The organism is Pseudovibrio sp. SCP20, assembly GCF_057774105.1.
In genome coordinates this window covers 1,767,093-1,786,539 of the sequence record NZ_JBYMDH010000001.1, presented here as the reverse complement: position 1 = coordinate 1,786,539, position 19,447 = coordinate 1,767,093, and the positions used below count along the sequence as shown (strand labels likewise).

At 51.1% G+C, this 19,447-nt stretch carries 15 protein-coding genes and 1 tRNA gene; 9 read left to right on the top strand and 7 right to left on the bottom strand.

Features of this window, described 5'->3' with window-relative positions; all coding sequences use genetic code 11:
* Positions 1–13: 13 nt before the first annotated feature.
* From AC3CB2_RS07880 to AC3CB2_RS07865, 4 genes are read right to left on the bottom strand one after another with little or no spacing between them, the layout of a single operon-like run.
* Entirely contained in the window at positions 14–1,144 is a 1,131-nt protein-coding gene (locus tag AC3CB2_RS07880; RefSeq protein WP_352929440.1) for an ABC transporter permease, read from the bottom strand.
* Positions 1,141–2,058 (bottom strand): ABC transporter ATP-binding protein, encoded by a 918-nt coding sequence (locus tag AC3CB2_RS07875; protein ID WP_352929443.1) that lies wholly within the window; start codon positions 2,056–2,058, stop codon positions 1,141–1,143. Before AC3CB2_RS07875 ends, AC3CB2_RS07880 begins: the two co-directional genes overlap by 4 nt.
* On the bottom strand, positions 2,055–3,005 hold the full coding sequence (locus AC3CB2_RS07870) for an HlyD family secretion protein (RefSeq protein ID WP_352929446.1): 951 nt from the start codon (positions 3,003–3,005) through the stop codon (positions 2,055–2,057). Before AC3CB2_RS07870 ends, AC3CB2_RS07875 begins: the two co-directional genes overlap by 4 nt.
* Positions 2,998–3,705, bottom strand: coding sequence for a CerR family C-terminal domain-containing protein (locus tag AC3CB2_RS07865; RefSeq protein WP_014286104.1), 708 nt, complete (start codon positions 3,703–3,705; stop codon positions 2,998–3,000). Before AC3CB2_RS07865 ends, AC3CB2_RS07870 begins: the two co-directional genes overlap by 8 nt.
* 211 nt (positions 3,706–3,916) lie before the next feature.
* On the opposite strand from AC3CB2_RS07865, the gene AC3CB2_RS07860 reads away from it, so the two are divergent.
* Positions 3,917–4,006 (top strand) — tRNA-Ser (locus tag AC3CB2_RS07860).
* Positions 4,007–4,022: 16 nt separating this feature from the next.
* Here the strand turns inward: AC3CB2_RS07860 and AC3CB2_RS07855 are convergent.
* Positions 4,023–4,157 (bottom strand): hypothetical protein, encoded by a 135-nt coding sequence (locus AC3CB2_RS07855; protein WP_352929449.1) that lies wholly within the window; start codon positions 4,155–4,157, stop codon positions 4,023–4,025.
* A 170-nt stretch (positions 4,158–4,327) separates the two neighbouring features.
* Between AC3CB2_RS07855 and phnC the strand changes: the two genes are divergently transcribed.
* From phnC to AC3CB2_RS07815, 8 genes are all read left to right on the top strand, one after another.
* The gene (phnC, locus tag AC3CB2_RS07850) at positions 4,328–5,173 is read left to right on the top strand and encodes a phosphonate ABC transporter ATP-binding protein (RefSeq protein WP_352929452.1); all 846 of its coding nucleotides are present in this window, start codon (positions 4,328–4,330) and stop codon (positions 5,171–5,173) included.
* A 41-nt stretch (positions 5,174–5,214) separates the two neighbouring features.
* Positions 5,215–6,141, top strand: coding sequence for a phosphonate ABC transporter substrate-binding protein (phnD, locus tag AC3CB2_RS07845; protein ID WP_008546699.1), 927 nt, complete (start codon positions 5,215–5,217; stop codon positions 6,139–6,141).
* A gap of 96 nt (positions 6,142–6,237) precedes the next feature.
* Complete coding sequence (gene phnE / locus AC3CB2_RS07840) at positions 6,238–7,113, top strand: phosphonate ABC transporter, permease protein PhnE (RefSeq protein WP_352929455.1); 876 nt, start codon at positions 6,238–6,240, stop codon at positions 7,111–7,113.
* Between the two features lie 11 nt (positions 7,114–7,124).
* Positions 7,125–8,489: a phosphonate ABC transporter, permease protein PhnE gene (gene phnE / locus AC3CB2_RS07835; protein ID WP_352929458.1), complete on the top strand. Its 1,365-nt coding sequence runs from the start codon at positions 7,125–7,127 to the stop codon at positions 8,487–8,489.
* Between the two features lie 764 nt (positions 8,490–9,253).
* Positions 9,254–10,411, top strand: coding sequence for a porin (locus AC3CB2_RS07830; RefSeq protein WP_352929461.1), 1,158 nt, complete (start codon positions 9,254–9,256; stop codon positions 10,409–10,411).
* Between the two features lie 612 nt (positions 10,412–11,023).
* Entirely contained in the window at positions 11,024–12,109 is a 1,086-nt protein-coding gene (locus AC3CB2_RS07825) for a porin (protein WP_352929464.1), read from the top strand.
* 891 nt (positions 12,110–13,000) lie between these two features.
* Positions 13,001–14,122, top strand: a complete 1,122-nt coding sequence (locus tag AC3CB2_RS07820) for a porin (protein ID WP_352929466.1) — start codon at positions 13,001–13,003, stop codon at positions 14,120–14,122.
* A 486-nt stretch (positions 14,123–14,608) separates the two neighbouring features.
* The gene (locus AC3CB2_RS07815) at positions 14,609–15,841 is read left to right on the top strand and encodes a porin (protein WP_352929469.1); all 1,233 of its coding nucleotides are present in this window, start codon (positions 14,609–14,611) and stop codon (positions 15,839–15,841) included.
* Between the two features lie 61 nt (positions 15,842–15,902).
* On the opposite strand, the gene AC3CB2_RS07810 is transcribed toward AC3CB2_RS07815, so the two are convergent.
* On the bottom strand, positions 15,903–16,808 hold the full coding sequence (locus AC3CB2_RS07810) for an alpha/beta fold hydrolase (RefSeq protein WP_352929471.1): 906 nt from the start codon (positions 16,806–16,808) through the stop codon (positions 15,903–15,905).
* 301 nt (positions 16,809–17,109) lie between these two features.
* The gene (locus AC3CB2_RS07805; protein WP_352929473.1) at positions 17,110–19,407 is read right to left on the bottom strand and encodes a transglycosylase SLT domain-containing protein; all 2,298 of its coding nucleotides are present in this window, start codon (positions 19,405–19,407) and stop codon (positions 17,110–17,112) included.
* Between the last annotated feature and the right edge of the window lie 40 nt (positions 19,408–19,447).

Below are 19,447 nucleotides of genomic sequence, written 5' to 3'. Positions count from 1 at the left end.
TTTGTTTCTTGTCTTAGTCCAGCGTGCGTTTGAATCTCTTGAGGGCCAGCATCAGGAGCACGGCAACGAAAAGGAAGAGCGTGTAGACGCTGACGGAAATCTCATTCCATTCCGCTCCTTTGAGCAGGATCGCGCGGACCACTCTGAGGAAATGGGTGAGCGGAAAGATCTCGCCCAATGCCTGCGCCCAGCCCGGCATGCCTGCATAAGGGAACATGAAGCCGGAGAGTAACAAGGATGGCAGGAAGAAGAAGAACGTCATCTGCATGGCCTGCATTTGAGTGCGGGCGATGGTTGAGATGAAGTACCCCAGCAGCACCAGTGAGAGCACGAATACCAGAATAGCGCCAATGAGCAGCATCAGGTCACCCTCAAACGGAATGCTGAACAGGATGCGACCCGCAACCAGCACCACAGCGACCTGAACTGCGCCCACGGCCAGATAGGGCAGGACCTTGCCGCACATGATCTCAAAGGGAGAAGCGGGCATGGCCAGCAGGTTCTCCATGGTGCCGCGTTCGGTCTCGCGGGTGAGGGCAATGCTCGTCATCATCACCAGTGTCAGCTGCAGGATAACGCCAAGCAGGCCGGGCACGATGTTGTACTGGGTGATGCCTTCCGGATTGTATTTGCGATGAATGATCGTGCTGGACTTCAAAAGATCCTGCTTCAGGCTGGGGTTCTTTTGCTTCACGGAGGCAACGGCGCGTTCAATGATGGAGGGGGCGGAGGCCACTGCCGCACCGGAGGCTGCCGGATCTGTTGCATCTGCCTCAATGAGAGCGTTGGGTGTTCCTGCTTCTGCCTGCTTGGCAAAGTCGCTCGGGATCGTCACCACAAAGGTGACTTCGCCTTTTCTAAGAAGAGTGCGAGCTTCAGACGGAGAGAGGTCTCTATCCGTGAACTTGAAGTACTGGGAGTTCTCCAGTGCGGTGACTGCTGCGCGGGAGTAGGGATCATTTGCCAGAGAGACCAGCGCTGTTGGCAGGCCGCGTGGGTCATTGTTGATGGCGTAGCCAAACAGCACAAGCTGGACCAGCGGTATGCCGAGCATCATGGCGAAGGTGACACGATCGCGGCGCATCTGGATGAACTCTTTGATGAGCATGGCAAAGAGCCGCTGTAGGGAGAAGATGCTGCTCATTGCATGTTGTCCGTGCTGTCGCTCATGAACTTGATGAAGACATCTTCCAGATTGGTTTCTGATTCTTCGATCTGGATGTCTTCGTGCTGCTCAAGTGGTTTGAGCGCGCGTTTCAGGGCCTGAAGGTCTGTTCCTGTGACGTGCAGAGAGTTGCCGAATGGCGCGACTTGCTGCACACCTTTGTTGTTTTGAAGCTCTGGAATGAACCGTTCAAGATTGGGGCCAGTGAGTGAGTATGTGTGCAGTCCGGCATCTGCGATGACATCATGCAGGGAGCCATCGGCCAGAAGTTCGCCGTAAGAGATATAGGTGATGCGATGGCAGCGTTCTGCTTCATCCATGTAATGGGTGGAGACCAGCACCGTCATGCCATCAGCGGCGAGGCGGTGGATTTCCTCCCAGAAGTCGCGGCGGGCTTTGGGGTCAACGCCTGCGGTGGGTTCGTCCAGCAGAAGCAGTTTAGGTTTGTGCATGGTGCAGGCTGCCAGAGCAAGGCGCTGCTTCCACCCCCCTGACAGTTCGCCAGCCAGCTGATTGCGGCGAGAAAGCAAGCCAAGCTTTTCGAGTGTTTCGGTTGTGTGTTTCTTGACGGGCTTCAGATTATAAAGCCGCGCTACAAAGCTCAGGTTCTCTTCGATGGTCAAGTCTTCGTAGAACGAGAACTTCTGCGTCATGTAGCCGACCTGGCTTTTGATCAGCAGGCGGTCTTTGATCAGATCGTAGCCCAGCACCTGACCGTGACCTTCGTCTGGCCGCAGCAGACCGCACATCATACGGATGCTGGTGGTTTTGCCTGAGCCGTTGGGTCCAAGGAAGCCAACTATTTCACCTGATTTGACTTTAAGCGAGACATTGTTGACGACCAACTTGTCGCCAAAGCGTTTTGTCAGGCCTGTGACTTCGATTGCGTTCATTGCAAGCTGTCCAGATCAACGTCAAAAATCTGACCGGGTCTCAACTGAGAATGCGTGGTGATGGGCTTGGCCTGTATTTCGTAGACCAGTTTCTCCCGTGTCTCTAAAGAATAGATGACAGGCGGTGTAAATTCCGGGCCTTCTGCAATATGGGTGATCTGCAGGGCTTGCAGCGTGGTGCAACCGGAGCATCGGGCATTGAATTTGGTGCCAAGCTTCAGCTGGCCGTAGTGCTCTTCCGGCACATAAAAGTGCAGCTTGATGGAGTTGACGGGCAACAGGCTGGCAACAGGAGCCGTCGGGCCTGCCATTTCACCAGAGTGCAAGAACACGTCTGTGACCTTGGCATCTTCTGGAGCGTAGATTTTACGCTTCTCCAGCAGCCATTCTGCCAGATCAACCTTGGCTTTTGCCATTTCATACTGGCTTTCAGCTGCGGCGATCTGGTCCTCACGGGCTGGCAGTTTGGCAACGGAAAGCTGGGCCTTCAGCTCAGTGATGCGGGCCTGTGCTACGAGAAGGGCGGTTTCCACCTCATCAAACTGCGCTTGCGAGATGACCTTGCGGGAGAGCAGACCCTGATATCTGTCGTAGACGTTCTGGGAATGTTTGGCCTGCGCCTGTGCTGAGCGCAGCGTGGCGTTCAGCACGTCAATCTCTTCCGGGCGTTTGCCAAGCTTGAGGTCGTTCAGCGAGGCGAGTGTCTGCTGCAGCTGTGCTTTTGCTTCAGCCAGCTTCATGGTGGCATCAGAGGCTTCCAGCACGGCGATGAGCTGACCCTTCTTGACCAGTTCTCCTTCTTCCACCTTCACATCAGCGATCTCGGAGAGTTCCACGGGCGCAAGCTTGAGGTACTCTCCTTCTACATAGCCGGCTGTCAGGTTGGGTTCTGGCGCACAAAACGCGACCCACCCAGCAACAATGGGAAGTGCGCAGACATTAAGCATGGTCCGGGCCTTTCGACAAATCATCGAGGAGGGCATTGATGGAGCGTGTCAGGATCGCCTTGATCTGCGCCAGCTCATCCGGGCCAACGGCCTGCCACCCCATGCGCTTGAGCACCAGTGGGCGGGCCAGACGGATGTAAAGCAGCTGGCCGATCATGGCGAAGATGGCGAGCTTCAGCTCATCCGACGTGACGGGCTGTCCAGTGGCGCGGCTGAAGAGGGCGGTGACGCGGTCCATCAGCGGTTCAAAGAGCATGTGATAGAGCGTGTCGATCTCATCAGGAGAGTGGAGCACTTCCTTCAGCATAAACCCGATCACCAGCTCTGCACGCTTATTGGTCTGGGTGAAGGTGATCATGCGGTCGATCATCTCCAGAATTTTGGCGCGCGCTTCTTCTGGCGACAGGTGCTCGATGTCCGTGAGCTTTCTGTTCAGGATGACCGAGAGCACATCTCCAATGGCCATGGCGACAAAGTTGATGCAGGCCCGCTTCAATCCGGCCTTGCCATCAAAGTGGTAGGCGATCGAGGCGATGTTCGTTTTTGCGGTTTGCGCGATGGAGCGGGTTGAGGTGCCGGCGTACCCTTCGTGGCCGAAGTGGTAGAGGGCAGATTCAATCAGATCCCGTTTTGTCTTTGCGGAGGGCGTGTCAGATGCCAGCGCTTCGCGCAGTTCGTCAGGGGTAGGGGTGTTTGACATGATGACACCTTCTTATTCAATCAATCGTTTGATTGAAATTTACGCCTGTTTTGTTTTCTTGTAAAGAGGGTGCCCAAAATTTCTGGCTAAGGAGAAATCGGGGAGGTCTGCGATGTTTTGCAGTTTCTACACAGGGTATTTTCTGTTTCCACAGCTACAGTTGCTACTTGCTCTTGAATTTCAGATGGTTCGTGGGTATCTACCCGGGCATGGACACGTGGCCGAGTGGTCGAAGGCGCTCCCCTGCTAAGGGAGTAGGCCCGGAAGGGTCTCGAGGGTTCGAATCCCTCCGTGTCCGCCATCTTCCCTTTACATGTTTAGAGTTGAATATCGTCAGTTGGAGCTGTTGGTGTTGAGCTTGTTGCTGTGGTCATCGCGCCAAGAGCTTCCACCTTTTTCGATTCTTCTTCTAACTCTGCATATCTTGCAGGTGCGCCTACGCGCTGATGCATTTCCCCTCTTTGTCACAAAAACGTAATGCACTGCTTGTTTTGCCAGCTTGGTTGGGGAAGTGGGGTGTGACGGTTTTTTGACGGGGTGGGTTTGAGGAGAGGCGTCATTTGTCTGTAACAATCGCGTGTGCCTAGTACGTGAAATTTTAACAGGCACCGGGGTTGAACTCTTGATCCAGTTTGAAGGCGTTAGAAAAGAATTCGGGGCGCATGTTGCTGTAAAAGGCGCAAGCTTTATTGTCGAGAAGCCCCAGATGATAGGCATCATTGGTCGCTCTGGTGCAGGCAAGTCGACCTTGCTGCGGATGATCAACCGGTTGACGCCTGCCACAGATGGGCGGGTTCTTGTCGATGGCGTGGATGTGCTGGCTCTGCAAGGCGCGCATAAGCGCAGATGGCAGCGTGACTGTGCCATGATCTTTCAGCAGTTCAACCTTGTGCCGCGGCTTGATGTTCTGACCAATGTGATGCTTGGCCGGCTCAATGCACATGACACTGTTTCCAGCATGCTTAAGCTGTTTACCCGGGAAGAACGGGTGCAGGCCCTTTTGAAGCTTGAGCGTTTGGGTATCGCCGAAACGGCTTTGAAGCGAGCAGAAAATCTTTCTGGTGGTCAGCAGCAGCGTGTGGCGATTGCCCGGGCTTTGATGCAGGAGCCGAAAATGCTGCTGGCGGATGAGCCGATTGCATCGCTTGATCCGATGAATGCGCAGGTGGTGATGGATGCGCTGAAGGCGATCAACACCGAAGATGGCCTGACAGTTATTTGTAATCTCCATACTCTTGATACTGCTCGCAACTACTGCGACCGCGTGATTGGCATGCGTGACGGTGAGATTGTGTTTGATGGGAAGCCAGATGAGCTTTCCACCAGCGTTGCCCGTGAGATTTACGGCGCAGATGAGAGCTTTGAGGAGGGGATGACCTCTACGTCTCTTGGCAGCGAAGGTGCAAAGATCGCTGCCCTGGAACTGGCGACACGTGAGGCTTCACCTGTCGTCTCTGCTGCTGAGTAGCAGCGGGTTTTAGATTTTTATTCTGATATTGGAGTGCTCTGATGAAAATCGTCGCTAAAGTTGCTGCAGCTCTTGCTGTCAGCACAACCCTTCTTGCTGCGCCTGTGGCTCTGGCTGAAGAGAAAATCACCGAGTTCCGCATTGGTATTCTTGGTGGAGAGAACGAAGCAGATCGTCTTCGTTCCAACCAGTGTCTGGTTGATCGTTTTGAAAAGCTTCTTGGTGTTCCGGTCAAGCTTTTCCCGGCAGCGGACTATGCTGGCACCATTGAGGGCCTGAAGGGTGGAAACCTGGATTATGCTGAGCTTGGCGCTTCTGGCTATTCCGCAGTTTACCTTTCTGCTCCAGATGCGGTTGAGCCTGTGCTGACCACCAAGCAGACGGATGGTGCGACTGGCTACTACTCTGTGATGGTGGCGCGTGCAGATTCCGGCATTGAAACTCTGGAAGACATGAAGGGTAAGCGCATGGGCTTTGCTGACCCAAACTCGACCTCAGGCTATCTGGTGCCTTCCGTTGCTTTTGATGAAATGGGCCTGAAGCTGGATGAGTACTTCGCGTCTACTCAGTTCTCTGGTGGTCATGAGCAGAATGTTTTGGCTGTTTTGAATGGTGATGTTGATGGTGGTGTGACCTGGGCATCCGGCGTTGGTGAGTGGGAAGAGGGCTACACCTCCGGCAACCTGCGTAAGATGGTTGATAAGGGCATGGTTGATATGTCCGATCTGGTTCAGGTGTGGAAGTCACCTCTGATCCCGAATGGTCCGCTTGTAGTACGTAAGTCTCTGCCAGCTGATGTGAAACAGAAGGTTGTTGCCTCGTTGAAGTCCATGGTGACCGACAACACCGAGTGTTTCTACTCCGCACAGGGCGGTGAGTATGCTGACTTCGTGGATGTGAACCATGACTTCTACAAGACCATTGTTGAAGCGCGCCGCCGTAAGATTGAAGCGAAAAAAGCTAACTAACTCTCATTGATTATTGAAGGGCGCGGATCTCACCGCGCCCTTTCTTTATGAGGGTCGCGAGGGCTCTCAGTTTTTTCCTGTTTGGAGGATGTTGAAGTGGCCGCTCATCTGGCGCTTGCCGAAGCTTCCCGTCTGGCCGAAATCTCTCAGGCCTATGAGCGAGTTGCCCGGCGCCGTACTCTTTATACAATAACACTGCTCGGGCTTTGTGCTTTGAGCATTTTCGGCGGCTTATATATTGCCGACGAGGCGAACTCCGGTGGCTTTTGGGCCGGGTTGGATAAATTCTTTGATTATCCGGTAGAGCTTTTCGTCGGGGCCTATGAAAAGGGATTGGTTGGTCTCTTCGGGCTTGTGCTTCAATACCTCCCTTATCTTCTGGAGACAGTGAACATTGCGCTGGTCTCTACGCTTCTGGCTTTCTTTCTTGGTGGTGCGCTGAGTTTTGTGGCCAGCCGCAATCTGGTGAGCAACCGGTATATTGTTGGTGTTATGCGCCGTGTGATGGATATCTTCCGTGCGTTTCCTGAAATCGTGATTGCGCTTTTGCTGGTGCTGATTTTCGGGCCGAGCCCGGTTGCTGCAGTGATTGCAGTGACCACGCACACGATTGGAGCTTTGGCCAAGCAGTTTTCTGAGGTGAATGAGAACTGTGACCTGAAGGCTGTTGAGGGGATCCGCAGTGTGGGCGGTAATTGGCTGGAGCAAATCCGCTTTGGCATTCTGCCTCAGGTGCTGCCGAACTTTCTTTCTTATGGATTGTTGCGCCTGGAGGTGAATGTTCGCGCCTCGGCCATCCTTGGATTTGTGGGGGCAGGTGGCCTTGGAGCCGAGCTGAAAATGGTGGTGGATTGGAACTACGGTGCCGACATTCTCGTCATTATCTTCATGCTGGTCATTTCTATCACGTCCATTGATTACCTGAGCGGGTGGATGCGGCAGAAGCTGATTGGTCAGACAAGTCAGGTTTGAGGGAGCGCGCTATGACAGATGTTCGTTTATCAGATGCCGCGCTTTCCGATGATGCGCAGCGGTTGGATACTCTTTATCCGGGTATCATTGAGCAGGGATGGAAAAAGCGACTGCTGGGGCCGGGGCTTTCTCTGCTCGTTGTCGTCTATCTCGTGATTTGCTTCTTTGCCTTTGGTGTTCCGGGCGTGATTGAAAAAGCGCGTGGGGACATGGCGCAGTTGTTTGCGCTGGATGCTTATGCTCACAAAGTGCACGCGAAGTATCAGTTCAAGAAAGCGGATCAAGGCTTTGTTGTGAGCTTAGAAGGCAATCGACGCTCTATATATAAAGAGCAGCCGAACTGGATTGCTCAGTCTGGCGGTCAAACCACCTTCGATCTCGGCGGAGATGGAGTGCTGCGGTTTGGTGATGGGTTAGTGACCTATACCCATCCTTCTTATGAGCAGGACTTTGTTTTCAAGGTTGGAGATGGTGCACCGCAGTTTGTGTCTGGTGCGGAGGCTGACTGGCTTAAGGTTTCCAAGACACAGGTGAATGCGCGCCCCTCTTTTTATACCCGTATCTGGCTGACGAAGAGCAAGGTTGAGGTGCATCGCTATTTTGTGGGCTGGGAGAACTTCTGGTTCGACTTTGACAGCAAACTGAATGGGCTGAGTTCGGGGGAGCTGCTTTCGCTGGCATTCTCTTCTGACAGGATTGATCCGGACATCTCCAACCTACGCTTTATGTTCAATGAGTTTTGGACAAACAGTGAGTGGCAACATGGCGAAGTCTATTTTGCTTTGCTACAGACTTTGATCATGGCTGTGGTTGGGACACTGATTGCCGGCATTTTGGCTTTGCCATTGGCGTTTGCTGCTGCAGCGAATGTGAACCCGGTTCGACTGGCGCGGACAGGTGTACGGCGGTTCTTCGACTTCCTGCGCGGAGTCGACATGCTGATCTGGTCACTGATCTTTATCCGAGCGTTTGGGTTGGGACCTCTTTCTGGTATCTTTGCGATCTTCTTCACGGATACGGGGACATTCGGTAAGCTGTTCTCTGAAGCGATCGAGAATGCGGATAAGAAGCAGGCCGAAGGTGTTCAGGCAACCGGCGCTTCTCCGGTTCAGAAATATCGGTTCGGACTGTTTCCGCAAATTCTGCCGCTCTTCATTTCTCAGATGCTTTATTATCTGGAGAGTAACACTCGCAGCGCGACGGTGATTGGGGCGCTGGGAGCAGGGGGCATTGGTCTCAAGCTGATTGAGACAATGCGTACGCGGCAAGATTGGGAGAACACGCTCTACCTTATCTTCCTTATTATTATTGTCGTGATGTTGATGGATCAACTCTCGGGATGGTTGCGCAGGAAGCTGATTGAGGGACAAGCCTAAGTCTTAAGCACGGTTTTGATTGAAGAGGGCAGTCACACAAGTGGCTGCCCTTTTGTGTTGAGTGCTGTTTTCTGGTGCGTTTTATCGAGAGAAACGGGTTGTGGGGAGGCTTGTCCACATTGCGCACAGTACTTGTCAAAAAGTGCATTTAGGTTTGGATGTGCGGATTTGAAGTGAATTTATGATTTAACTATTTGATATTGTTGAATTATATCAATTTGATGTATTTGGTGCTATATTATCTATCAAAATTATTTATATAATTATATTATGATATGTGTGTGATGAGTTTGATCTCGGATTTCGTGTTTAGGTATGTATTTCTAAGCTCGACTCACCGATTTTTGCTGCAGAAAATATAGAGTTATGGGGCGAAGGTGCTCGGGTTGTAGCCAGTATGACTTGGATGGATCAGTGAATTCTTAACATCATAAAATATGATGTATTTTTACTCGCGAGTTGCTTCAGTTTCTCTTTGAGAGCGCTCTGCGATGAAGCTAAAACGCTTTATATTCCTTCATATTTAGTGTGTTAATTGTGTCACATCGCTATTTCACAAAATTCAAACTCCATTTGAATTATTGATTAAAATCTAAATATCACAAATATTGATGATGTGAACAGCGCAGGGCACACATGACGGTGTCCGCTGAGAAAATCACTGTTTCAAACATTGATTTGATCGGCAAGCGCAAGTGGGGAGCCAGAGTGGTCAGGGATCGACATAGGGTCGAGCTGCTCTGGTTTTAAAGAAAGTTAGAATTATGAACTTTAAGGCTATCGCAATCGCAGCCGCTGCTGCAGCTGCTGCAACTTCCGCTCAGGCTGCTGATCTTCCAGCTGACATCGCGCCAGTAGACTACGTACGCATCAACGACGCATACGGCGCAGGCTTCTTCGTACTGCCAGGTACTGAGACTGCAATCAAAATCGGCGGTCGTATCCGTGTTGAAGCACGTTTCACAGATTTGCTGGACGATGAAGATTACAGCAGAGAAGACAACAACCACAACTTCCGTTCCCGTGCGAACCTGCGTATTGATACCCGTACACAGTCTGAGCTGGGCTTGATCCGTACATATATGGACTTCCAGTACACTTCTAACTCCGACTCACGCGGCTCTGACGGTGTTAAGCTGGACAAAGGTTATGTTCAGATCGGTGGTTTCACTTTTGGTCTTGCGACTTCTGCATTTGACCTCTGGACTGGTGAACTTGCTTCCAATCTGTTTGACCGCCATTTGGCTGACGACACCGTATGGCAGGCATCTTATACCCACGCGCTGGGTAACGGCCTGACGATTGCTGCGTCTATTGAAGACAACGCTGACCGTGAACAAGGCGTAGAAGTCGGTGCTCCTGAACTTAATAAAGCAGGTAACACTCTTCCTTCCTTCGTTGCGAAGGTTCTGTTGAACCAAGGGTGGGGCTATGCTGGTCTTTCTGGTGCTGTAACCAAAGTTGATACATCAGTTGGCCGTGACTCCTCTGAAGTTGGATACGCTGTTGCCGGTGCTGTTGGTTTCAATCTTGACATGATTGCTCCTGGCGATGTGGTTAACTTCCAGGCTGCTTATGCGGACGGTGCAATGGCTTATGTTGGCGCCGGAAGTGATATTGCTGACGCAGTCCTTGATGCTGATGGCGACATTGAAACCAACAAAGCGTGGTCTGTTGCAGGTGGTTATAAGCACAACTGGACAAGTGAGCTGTCTTCCGGCGTAGAAGCTTCCTACCTTGATGTTGAAGCTGGTGCTGGCGATGTTGACTTCAATCAGGTCGTTGTAGCCGGTACTCTGGAGTACCGTCCAGTTTCAGGTCTGTTGTTCTCTGCTGGTGCTGGCTGGAAGCAGGATGATCTTGATGGTGAATCTAAAAAAGATGCTGGTGTCTTGAACTTCCGCGTACAGCGTTCTTTCTAAGGCTGACTTAAGCCTTAGACCTCCATTGGACATTCAATAATCCTGATTTTCCAATGACTCTCATTCCCGGTGGTGTCCAAAACCACCGGGTTCCTCTGTTTGAAGAAGCTGATGAGTGTAGGGGGCTTGCCTATTTGTCTTTTCAATTTGCCTGTTAAATTCTAGTCGGCATTTTAATCCCCAGAGCGCCTTTTTTTTCAAATGTGCATCGGATTTGATTTTTTTTAATAGTGAATACTATTAGGTTATGTCACGTTTTAGTGTAAATAATTTAGCAAAATCAGCTTGTTAGCTGTTATTAGAATGGTTGTGACTTGAGATGCGCGGCTTGTATGGGTGATGCCCTCCATGAAGCCGTTGTGTCAAAAAAAACACACTACTTTCACGTGGTGATGTTTCTCCCCTTTCAAACTACTAGGTTTATATTGCGATCTTCCATCTCGTCGGGCATCAATATGTCCATCGACGCGGTCGAGCCGATTGATTGCTTTGCCAAATTTTGGGCAAGCCTCTCAGGTTCTCGTGTCGCTGGGAAAAGAGGAGATGTGAGCTGCTCCAAACAGGTCACACCAATTTCTTCTTTCTATTGAGAGACATTGGAAGGTCAGGATTATGAACGTTAAGACTCTTGCACTCGCTGCAGCAGCTGCTGCAGTTGCAACTTCATCTCAGGCAGCAGATCTGCCAGTAGCAGCTGAACCAGTTGACTATGTACAGGCATGTGACGCATTTGGCGCAGGCTTCTTCAAGCTGCCAGGCAAAGACACATGCATCAAACTCGGCGGTCGTATTCGTGCACAGGTTGTATCTGGCAATCTTTCTGCTGAGAAAGGCGATCGTGATGACGATGGCAATTCTAATGATGGCGATGAGTACGATGCTTACGCAAAAGGCTATCTGTACTTCACTTCAATGACTAACTCTGAAATTGGTACAATCAAAACCTACACAGAGTTGACTGCGTCTTGGTCTGACGACACTACAAATGCAAGCATTGACGCTGGTGACGTGTACCTGCAGCTCGGCACCGGTTACGGTTCCTTCCTCTTTGGTCGTACGGCTTCTCTCTTCGATTCCTTCACCGGTTACACTTACATTGGCCCTGTAGATACAGATCTGTCTGATAGTTCTGCTCTTCAGGTTCAGTTCACCGCTGATCTCGGAAATGGCGTAACTGCATCTGTTGCTGCTCAGGATTCTACTTACCGTGGCGGTGAAGAGAATGCTGCTGACCTTCTTGGTGCACTCCAGGTGTCTCAGGGTTGGGGTTCTTTCAAACTGGCTGGTGTTCTGCATGATCGCGCAGGTCATGATGATTACGGATATGGTGTAGGTGCAACTGCTGTATTCAACCTCGACATGCTGAAAGAAGGTACTGAAGTTACTTTCCAGGCTCAGTATGCTGATGAAGCAGGCGAATACATCGATGTTTCTGAAGCAGACGCGACTGGTTACTCACTGGCTGCTGGTTTCCAGACATCCCTGACCGACACAGTTTCCACTCAGTTGGATATGTCTTACTTGGCACTGGATAATGACATCGATTCTACACGCTTTGCTGTGAACGGTTCTGTTGCATACGCTCCAGTTGCAGGCCTGGTGTTCGCTGTTGCTGCTGGCTGGGAACAGGCAGATGCTGACGACGTTAAAGCTACCGATATCTCTAAGATTGGTGCACGCGTACAGTACACCTTCTAATCTGGTGTGAAAAGTTTGATGGTTTAAATCGCTATCTAACGCCGAAAGCCTCGATAACTACGGTTATCGAGGCTTTTTTTTGTTCAAAGATGTTTATGAAGGGCTGTATAGGTGTTTAGCATAAAGATGCTAACTGTAGACGCTTTTCGGTAATCTGATTTCATACTTGTGTGTAGGGCTGGGCTGCAGCTAGTTGTTGAAGTTAGCAGCTGTTTCATTGTCAGGACGTGTCTTACAGCCTTTAAAATCTATGCTCCTAGTATAAGCGTATATCTAGTTTGAGTTGCTTGTTCCTTCGTGGGAAGGTGCCTTTCAAGGAAGTGTTATTAGATTAGTCAAGGTGCTTAATGAACTCTTGATCGATGATATCGAAGTGATTTGCCTAATTCTATGAGGCTTTTATTCACATTGAATGTTCATTCAAGATTCCACTCGTAGCCGCAGTTGTGCTGATAACTTTAGTTGATTTTTGCTGAGTGAGTGAATGTGCGTTTTATCTCTTTAAATAATTGATATATATCGATGAAATTCAATATATTTTCAAAGTTTGGTAGCTCAAATTTATCTGTTTGTCAGGGGTTGAGCCCTTCGAACTACTGAGAGCCGGTGTTGGACTTGCCTAATTGTCGTGTTGTCAAAAAGACACATGTAAAAACTCACAAGTAGAAATGGGCAAGAGCAAAACACAAGTGGGCTTGCCTAAAACTCCAAACATTGTAATTTTTCCTCACGAACCTTCAGGGGGCTTTCTCTTCAAGTAGGCGCTTGAATTGAGGCAGGAGGTTCACGGGGACAGTTCAGAGACGTTTGATGACGGTGTTCGCACCTGAATTGCGGTTTGATGATCTGTTTTAAATAAAGTTTAAAATCCTAATTTATGGGAAGCTTGTGATGAACTTCAAGAAACTCGCTATCGCGGCATCTGCTGCTGCAGCTGCTACTCCAGCAATGGCTGCTGACCTTCCAGTAGTTGCAGAGCCAGTAGAATACGTAGAAGTATGCTCTGCAGCTGGCGCTGGCTACTTCAAGCTGCCAGGCAAAGACGTTTGCCTGTCTATTTCCGGTAAGACTCGCGTAACTCTTACTTCACATGACCTGACTGAATCTTACGATGACACTCAGACCATTGCTAATGCTGGCGCTTGGAATGAAGAAGTTTCTTATGCAAATGCACACTCTGCAAAAGCAGAAGGTTTCGTGTACTTTGATGCTGTAGCATTCACTGAGTTCGCTACAATCAAAACACACACTGAATTTGAAGCAGAGTGGAACGACCTCGGTGAGAAGACAATTTCTACCGGTAACACATATGTTCAGCTTGGTTTTGATAACGTTACTGTAACCGCAGGTCGTACTGGTTCTGCTTGGACACAGTTTGGCGGTTTCTCTTCCATTGGCGTAATCGGTATCAGCTCTGGTGGTGAAGACGGCCTGGGTGTTAATGTTGCTGCTTCTTTGGGTAACGGTTTCACTGCTGAGTTCGCTGTTGAAGATGCAAACGCTTACTTCGACGCTAAAACTGCTTCAAAAGAGTTGAACTACATTGCAACTCTCGGTGTTGCTCAGGGCATGTTCTCTGCAAATCTGTCTGCAGCATCTTTCGCTTACGCTCAAGATGAGCGCGGCTTTGCTGTATCTGGTTCTGCCGAAATCGCAGCTACTGACAAAGTAACCTTCGGTCTGGGTGCTGCATATGCGGCAGATGCTCTTACTCTGATTGATGCTGCTGGTGGTGATGTAACTCAGGGTGACGATGCTCGCGGATTTGTTGTTGGTGCTGGTGTAAAAGTTGCCATGACAGACATGCTAACCGGTGCACTTGACGCTTCTTATGCTTCTACTGAAGATGACAACAACGATGAGTTCTCTAAAACTGTTGTTAACGGTTCTCTGACTTACTCTCCAGTTGCTGGTCTCTCTATGATCCTGGACGCTGGTTGGGCACGTTCTGAAGCAAACAACGTTGACTCTGACGAAGCAAAAATTGCTACTCGTCTGCAGTACTCCTTCTAAGATCTCTTAGATTGAGGGTCTCGGCGGCGGCGTCGCCGGGACCGTTTGTATAAAGCCTTGATGTGATACCTGCCACAGACTTGCATGTGCAGGGGGTATAGGAAGGTACTACTTCAAGATTTTATGAGTTTTGGTTTTGGTCAAAACCTTCTAATCTATATCTGGTTGAAGTTCATATATCCTGATCTTTCAATCAGTCTCTCAGGCCCGGCGGTTCCAACCCGTCGGGCTTTCCCATTTGTGCGTGGTACTTAAGTTCTCAATGAGTAATCCGATTGGGTGATCTCTTAATCCGCACTATTTTGCTCAGTTAAATCCTTTGCTCGTTTCGATTGGGTGAGAAAATCCTGCCTAATCCATAGTAATTGCGAAAATTGAACCTTGGCGTAATTGTCTAGTTGCACAGGGGTAGTCATTGCAGCCGATTAATAGCGGCGCATTTGTGGGTGTTCGACTACTCCGAGTGACGGATGGAGGTTCGATACCATGACGAAGAAGCTAATATTCCTGCCGGTCTTGCTGTCATTCGGAGTAGCAGCACAGGCGACTGACTTGCCTAAACCTGTTTTTGAAGCTGAGCCTGAGCCACTTAATCTGGTGGAGCCGCTGGACTACGTTCAGGTTTGTGATGCTTACGGAGAGGGCTTTTTCTTTATTCCAGGAACACAAACATGCCTGCGGTTGAGTGGGCGCGTGCGGACGGATGCGCAGTATCGCCGGTTCCCGAAAAAGCCCAATAACTGGGGTGGGGTGGTTGATGATGGTCCTAAGGGGCGTGATCTGAACTCTATGCGCTTCCGGGCGCGGTCCTACATCCGTATGGATGCGCGATCTGAGACTGAGTTTGGCTTTGTTCGTACGTTTTCAGAGCTACGTGCCACTGTAGACTCCGATACTGAACGGTATGGAGAGTCTCCGGAGATGGATTTGAACAAGGCGTACATTCAGTTTGGTGGTTTCACGATCGGCCGGACGGGATCTCTGTTTGACTTCTTTACTGGTGCAACGTTTGGGGCGGTGCATCGGGACTGGTCTGATACCAACTCATGGGCTGCGGCTTATACCGAAGTGTTTGATGGTGGTGTGTCTGTGACCGTTTCCATCGAAGATCCGGTTTATCGGGCACATGGTGTGTTTACGGGTGTTGCCAGTGAGAATGGTAAGGCTGGTAACAAGGCGCCGGATGCGATTGCCGCTTTCCGTATGGATGGGGATTGGGGCAGTGCCAAGCTTGCAGCTGCTGTAACCAACATTCGGCCAGAAGCTGCTTATGTTCCAGGCGATATTGGTTGGGCCATGGGGGCAGGGGCTATTATTAACCTACCGCAACTGGGTGGTCAGGACGCTATGGCTTTGCAGTTCCAGTATGCAAATGGTGCTGTTTCTTACGTAGGCATTGATGATGATGAGGTTTTTGACGCCTATTACATCAATGGAGATACACGGAAGACCGAGGCGCTGTCCTTCTCCGGTGGGTTCACACACTATGTGACGCCGGAGGTGAGAACTGACTTTGATGCGAGTTATGCGGTGGTTGATACGCCGACAGGTGCGGCGCTTTCAGACTTTGATCGGTTTGCGTTGGATTGGGATCTGGTCTGGTCACCGGTCGCTGGTATGGAGATGGGGGTTGATCTCGGATACTCCAGAACGTCTCCTGATGATGAGAAGGATTTTGATGAGGCGAGTGCGCTCTTCAGGGTTCAGACGACTTTCTAAAATATAGAGTTTCTTGAAGAACTTGGGAGTTGGATTGCAAGATCCAACTCCTCTTTTTTGCTTAGGCGTGTTTGAGAATGAAGCTCAGAATGCGATCCTGACTGAGGTTGTCCCATAGAAGTGGGGCGTGGCCTTGATCGGGCACCGTCAAAAGTTCCATGTTTTCATGGTGTTGTTGCATCTTTTCGACGGTGTTTGTTGAAAGAAGGCGCGAGTTTTCGCCGTGGAGCAGGAGGTGTGGAATGGGCTTCATGGCGTTGAAAGACGGCCAGAGGTCCTCTTCTGGGGCGGCCTTGTGTTCTCCGCGGATAGTGTCGCCCAAGCGTTTGTCGTAGCGAAGAGTTACGCCCTCTGAAATGGGGGTATATAATTGATTGGCAAAGGTTATCCAGTCTGCTTCAGACATGGCGGTGAAGGTTGTGCCGTGTATGAAGGCCAGGCGTTCTGCTGCGATTTTCATGCTCGGTTGTGACATGACTGTGCCAACAGCGGTGACAATGTCATCAAGTGCAGGTGGTTCGATGACAGGACCTATGTCGTTGATAACAACGGACAAAAGGCGCTCCGGGTGGCACTGTGCCATAGAGAAGGAATGAAGGCCGCCGCGGGAGGTTCCGACCAGGGCAAACTGGGTGAGGCCAAGGGCTTCAATGCCGCGGTCGATGTCGTCCGCTTCCTGCTCAAGGCTGTAGCTTTCATAGTCCTCAGAATGGTCTGAATGGCCGCGGCCGCGGTAATCCATGGCGATAACGCGCAGGCCGTTTTCTTTCAAGAAGTTTGCTAAGTGGAAGAAATCTCTCGTGTTTCTCGTGAGGCCGGGCAGGCAGAGGACTGTTGGGTCGCGGGGACTTTCTGGTTCCCAGATGTTTGCGGAGAGTGTGAGGCCGTCGCTGGCTTTCCAGGTGAAACGGGTTGTGCCTGTCAGGTTTTGAAGATCAACATCAATGTAATCAGAGGCTTGAAGCATAAAATCCTCCCGAAATGCTTCTGCGTTTCCAGCGAAAGCAGAGCTGTCCGGTTTGTTTTCCGGCTTCTGACTATTGCTCAAAAGTGTTGTTCAGGCGCTTGTCGTAACTACGCTTTGTAACAGGTGCCTGATGACTCGCTGGGTGGTTATCCTCACCATAGGGCAGGTTTGTTCACCTGTCTTGTCAAAGTTGAGAGTAGGGCTGGCATTCGCTTGGTAAAGGTTGATGTTCGGTTTCAGATGCAAAAAAGCCCGACATGATTGCCGGGCTTCTTTGAAAAATTAATGCTTAAGAAAGCGATCAGTACCCACGTGTAAGATCCTGCGTGATGGTCAGGGGCTTGTTTTCAAGCTTGTAGCGATAGACCTGCAGGTTCTCTGTAATGCGTTGCACGTAGTTGCGTGTTTCGCCGTAAGGGATTGATTCAACCCAATCAATTGGATCAACCTTTGGGTCGCGAGGATCGCCGAAGCGCTCAATCCACTCCTTCACCTTGTTCTTGCCAGCATTGTAAGCTGCGAAGGTGAGGATGTAGGAGCCGCCAAATTCTTCTACCAGTTCACCCAGGAATGCAGCGCCGAGTGTGGCATTGTAGGCTGGGTCAGAGGTCAGGCGAGACTTCTTGTAGGAGACGCCGAGATTGCGTGCAGTGTCGCGTGCTGTCCCCGGCATGAGCTGAAGTAACCCCAATGCGCCTGCACTGCTGCGTGCTTTTGGGTTAAATGAGCTCTCTTGTCGAGCGATCGCGTAAACGACTGGTTTTTCTACACCTTTTGTGATGCGCGTTTTGCGCGGAATTGCGTTGGTTGGGTAAGCCAGCGGTGCGGCTTCCACTCGTTCAGCCTGCGCCAGACGACCAACCATGGTGGCCCACTGATAGACGCCCCGGGACTCTGCAAGCTCTGTGAGGAGCCGGATTTGCCCGTTGGTCGGAAGTGTGCGTGCCAAGTGCGTATAAAACAACAGTGTATCATTGTGCAGTCCGGCTTCGTCCAGTCGTTTGATCGCCTGAACGAGCTCGTTGCTGTTGAATGCGTTCCGATCTGCTGACGTCACTTCTGGCAGGGATGCCAATGGCATTTGGTTGATGCCGAGCTTGGCGAGGGCCAGCTGTCCGTAATAGGAGGTCTGGAAAGCACCGGCCTGCTGATAATAGGAGATGGCGCCTTCTGTGTCCTTCAATGCTTCGCGGGTACGGCCCAGCCAGTAATAGGCACGGGAAAGGGTCTGGGAGGTTTTGCCCAGTTTCGCGATGCGTTTGAAGTGAGGTTCAGCAAGGCGTGGATCGCCCACATAGCGCAGAGCGAACCAGCCTGCGTGGAACTCGGCCTCAACAATCATGCCCGGAGATTCTGCGGCGTGATTGGCGGCGATGTTATAGGCGCGGCGCGGCTGTCCTGCTTCGATCATCTCGCGGGAAATGTCGCGGCGTTGCTTCCACCAGCTGTCACCCTTCAGCAGAACCTTTGGGTCCGTTGGAGCGGCTTCCATCAGCTTGGCAGCGGTGTTGTAGTCACCTTGCAAGCGGTAGTGCTGGATCAACGCAAACTGGTAGTTACTGTCTGATTTCATAGAGTGCGGAACGCTCTTTAACTTGCTGAGTGCATTGCCGTTTTTGCGGATACTGGCGATGCGTGCCTTTATATATGTCTGTTCATCGCGGGAGAGCTCTGAAAGCAGGCGTTCAGCGCCTTTTGCTCTGTCGCGATACAGAAGCATTTCTGCTCTTAAGCGGTGATCTTTCTGGCGAAGGAGGCTGCCAAATGCCTTGCGGATGGCAGCTTCGTCTTCTGTTTCAAATGCTGTGGTTTGCCAAAGCGGGCGAATGAGCTTAGCAGCTTCATTGCGGTTGCCTTTGGCCAGATGTGCTTTTGCGAGAGCCAGTTTACCGTCATTGGTTTCAGGCACAGTAGAGCCGAATGCTGCAATGATCTGATCTGGTGTCAGAGTGGACGCGGCGAGGGCGGCTTCTCCGCGCGCGCGCACGACTTTGGCTGTTGGCCAGTGCGGGGCATCTGCGGCGAACTGGGCGATGTGAGTGACAGGTGTTTGCGGGCCACCGCGCAGCATGATGAACCAATCTGCCAGACGGCGGTCAAGATTGTTCGGCAATGCATTGCGGGCGCGCAGCGCTTCATTCAAACGTCCGGCTTTGACGTGCTGGAGCACTGTTTTGAGTGGTTCAACGGACCCTGTTGCTTGAGCTGTGCTCAATCCCTGTGGATAAGAACTTGTCAGCGCGGCGGTCGCTTCCAGCGCATTTTGTGGGCTGGAAGGGCGGCCTGAAACCTGTGCCGGGCCATTGGCAGCAGGTGCTGCCGGGGCATAACTGGACAGTTGAGTGTTGTTCGTTCCGCCTGCATAGCCCTTGCCGATCACGGGTGGCTTGGAGCGCGGTGTGGCGGCACGTGATCCGCTTTGCACAGCAGCATGCTGCGTGCTCAGGGCGGCGGTGCGCACAACCTTTGCAGGGTTCGGAGCTGGAATTACGCTGTGATTCAAAGAGGATACAGCAGAAAATGCCGATGCGGAAAATGTCGTGGCAATGGCAATCGCACTAACACGTGTCGATACTAAAAGAAACTCACGGATACGCATACTACTCGTCGGCCCGTCTCACCTGAGTGCTGTTAATCCG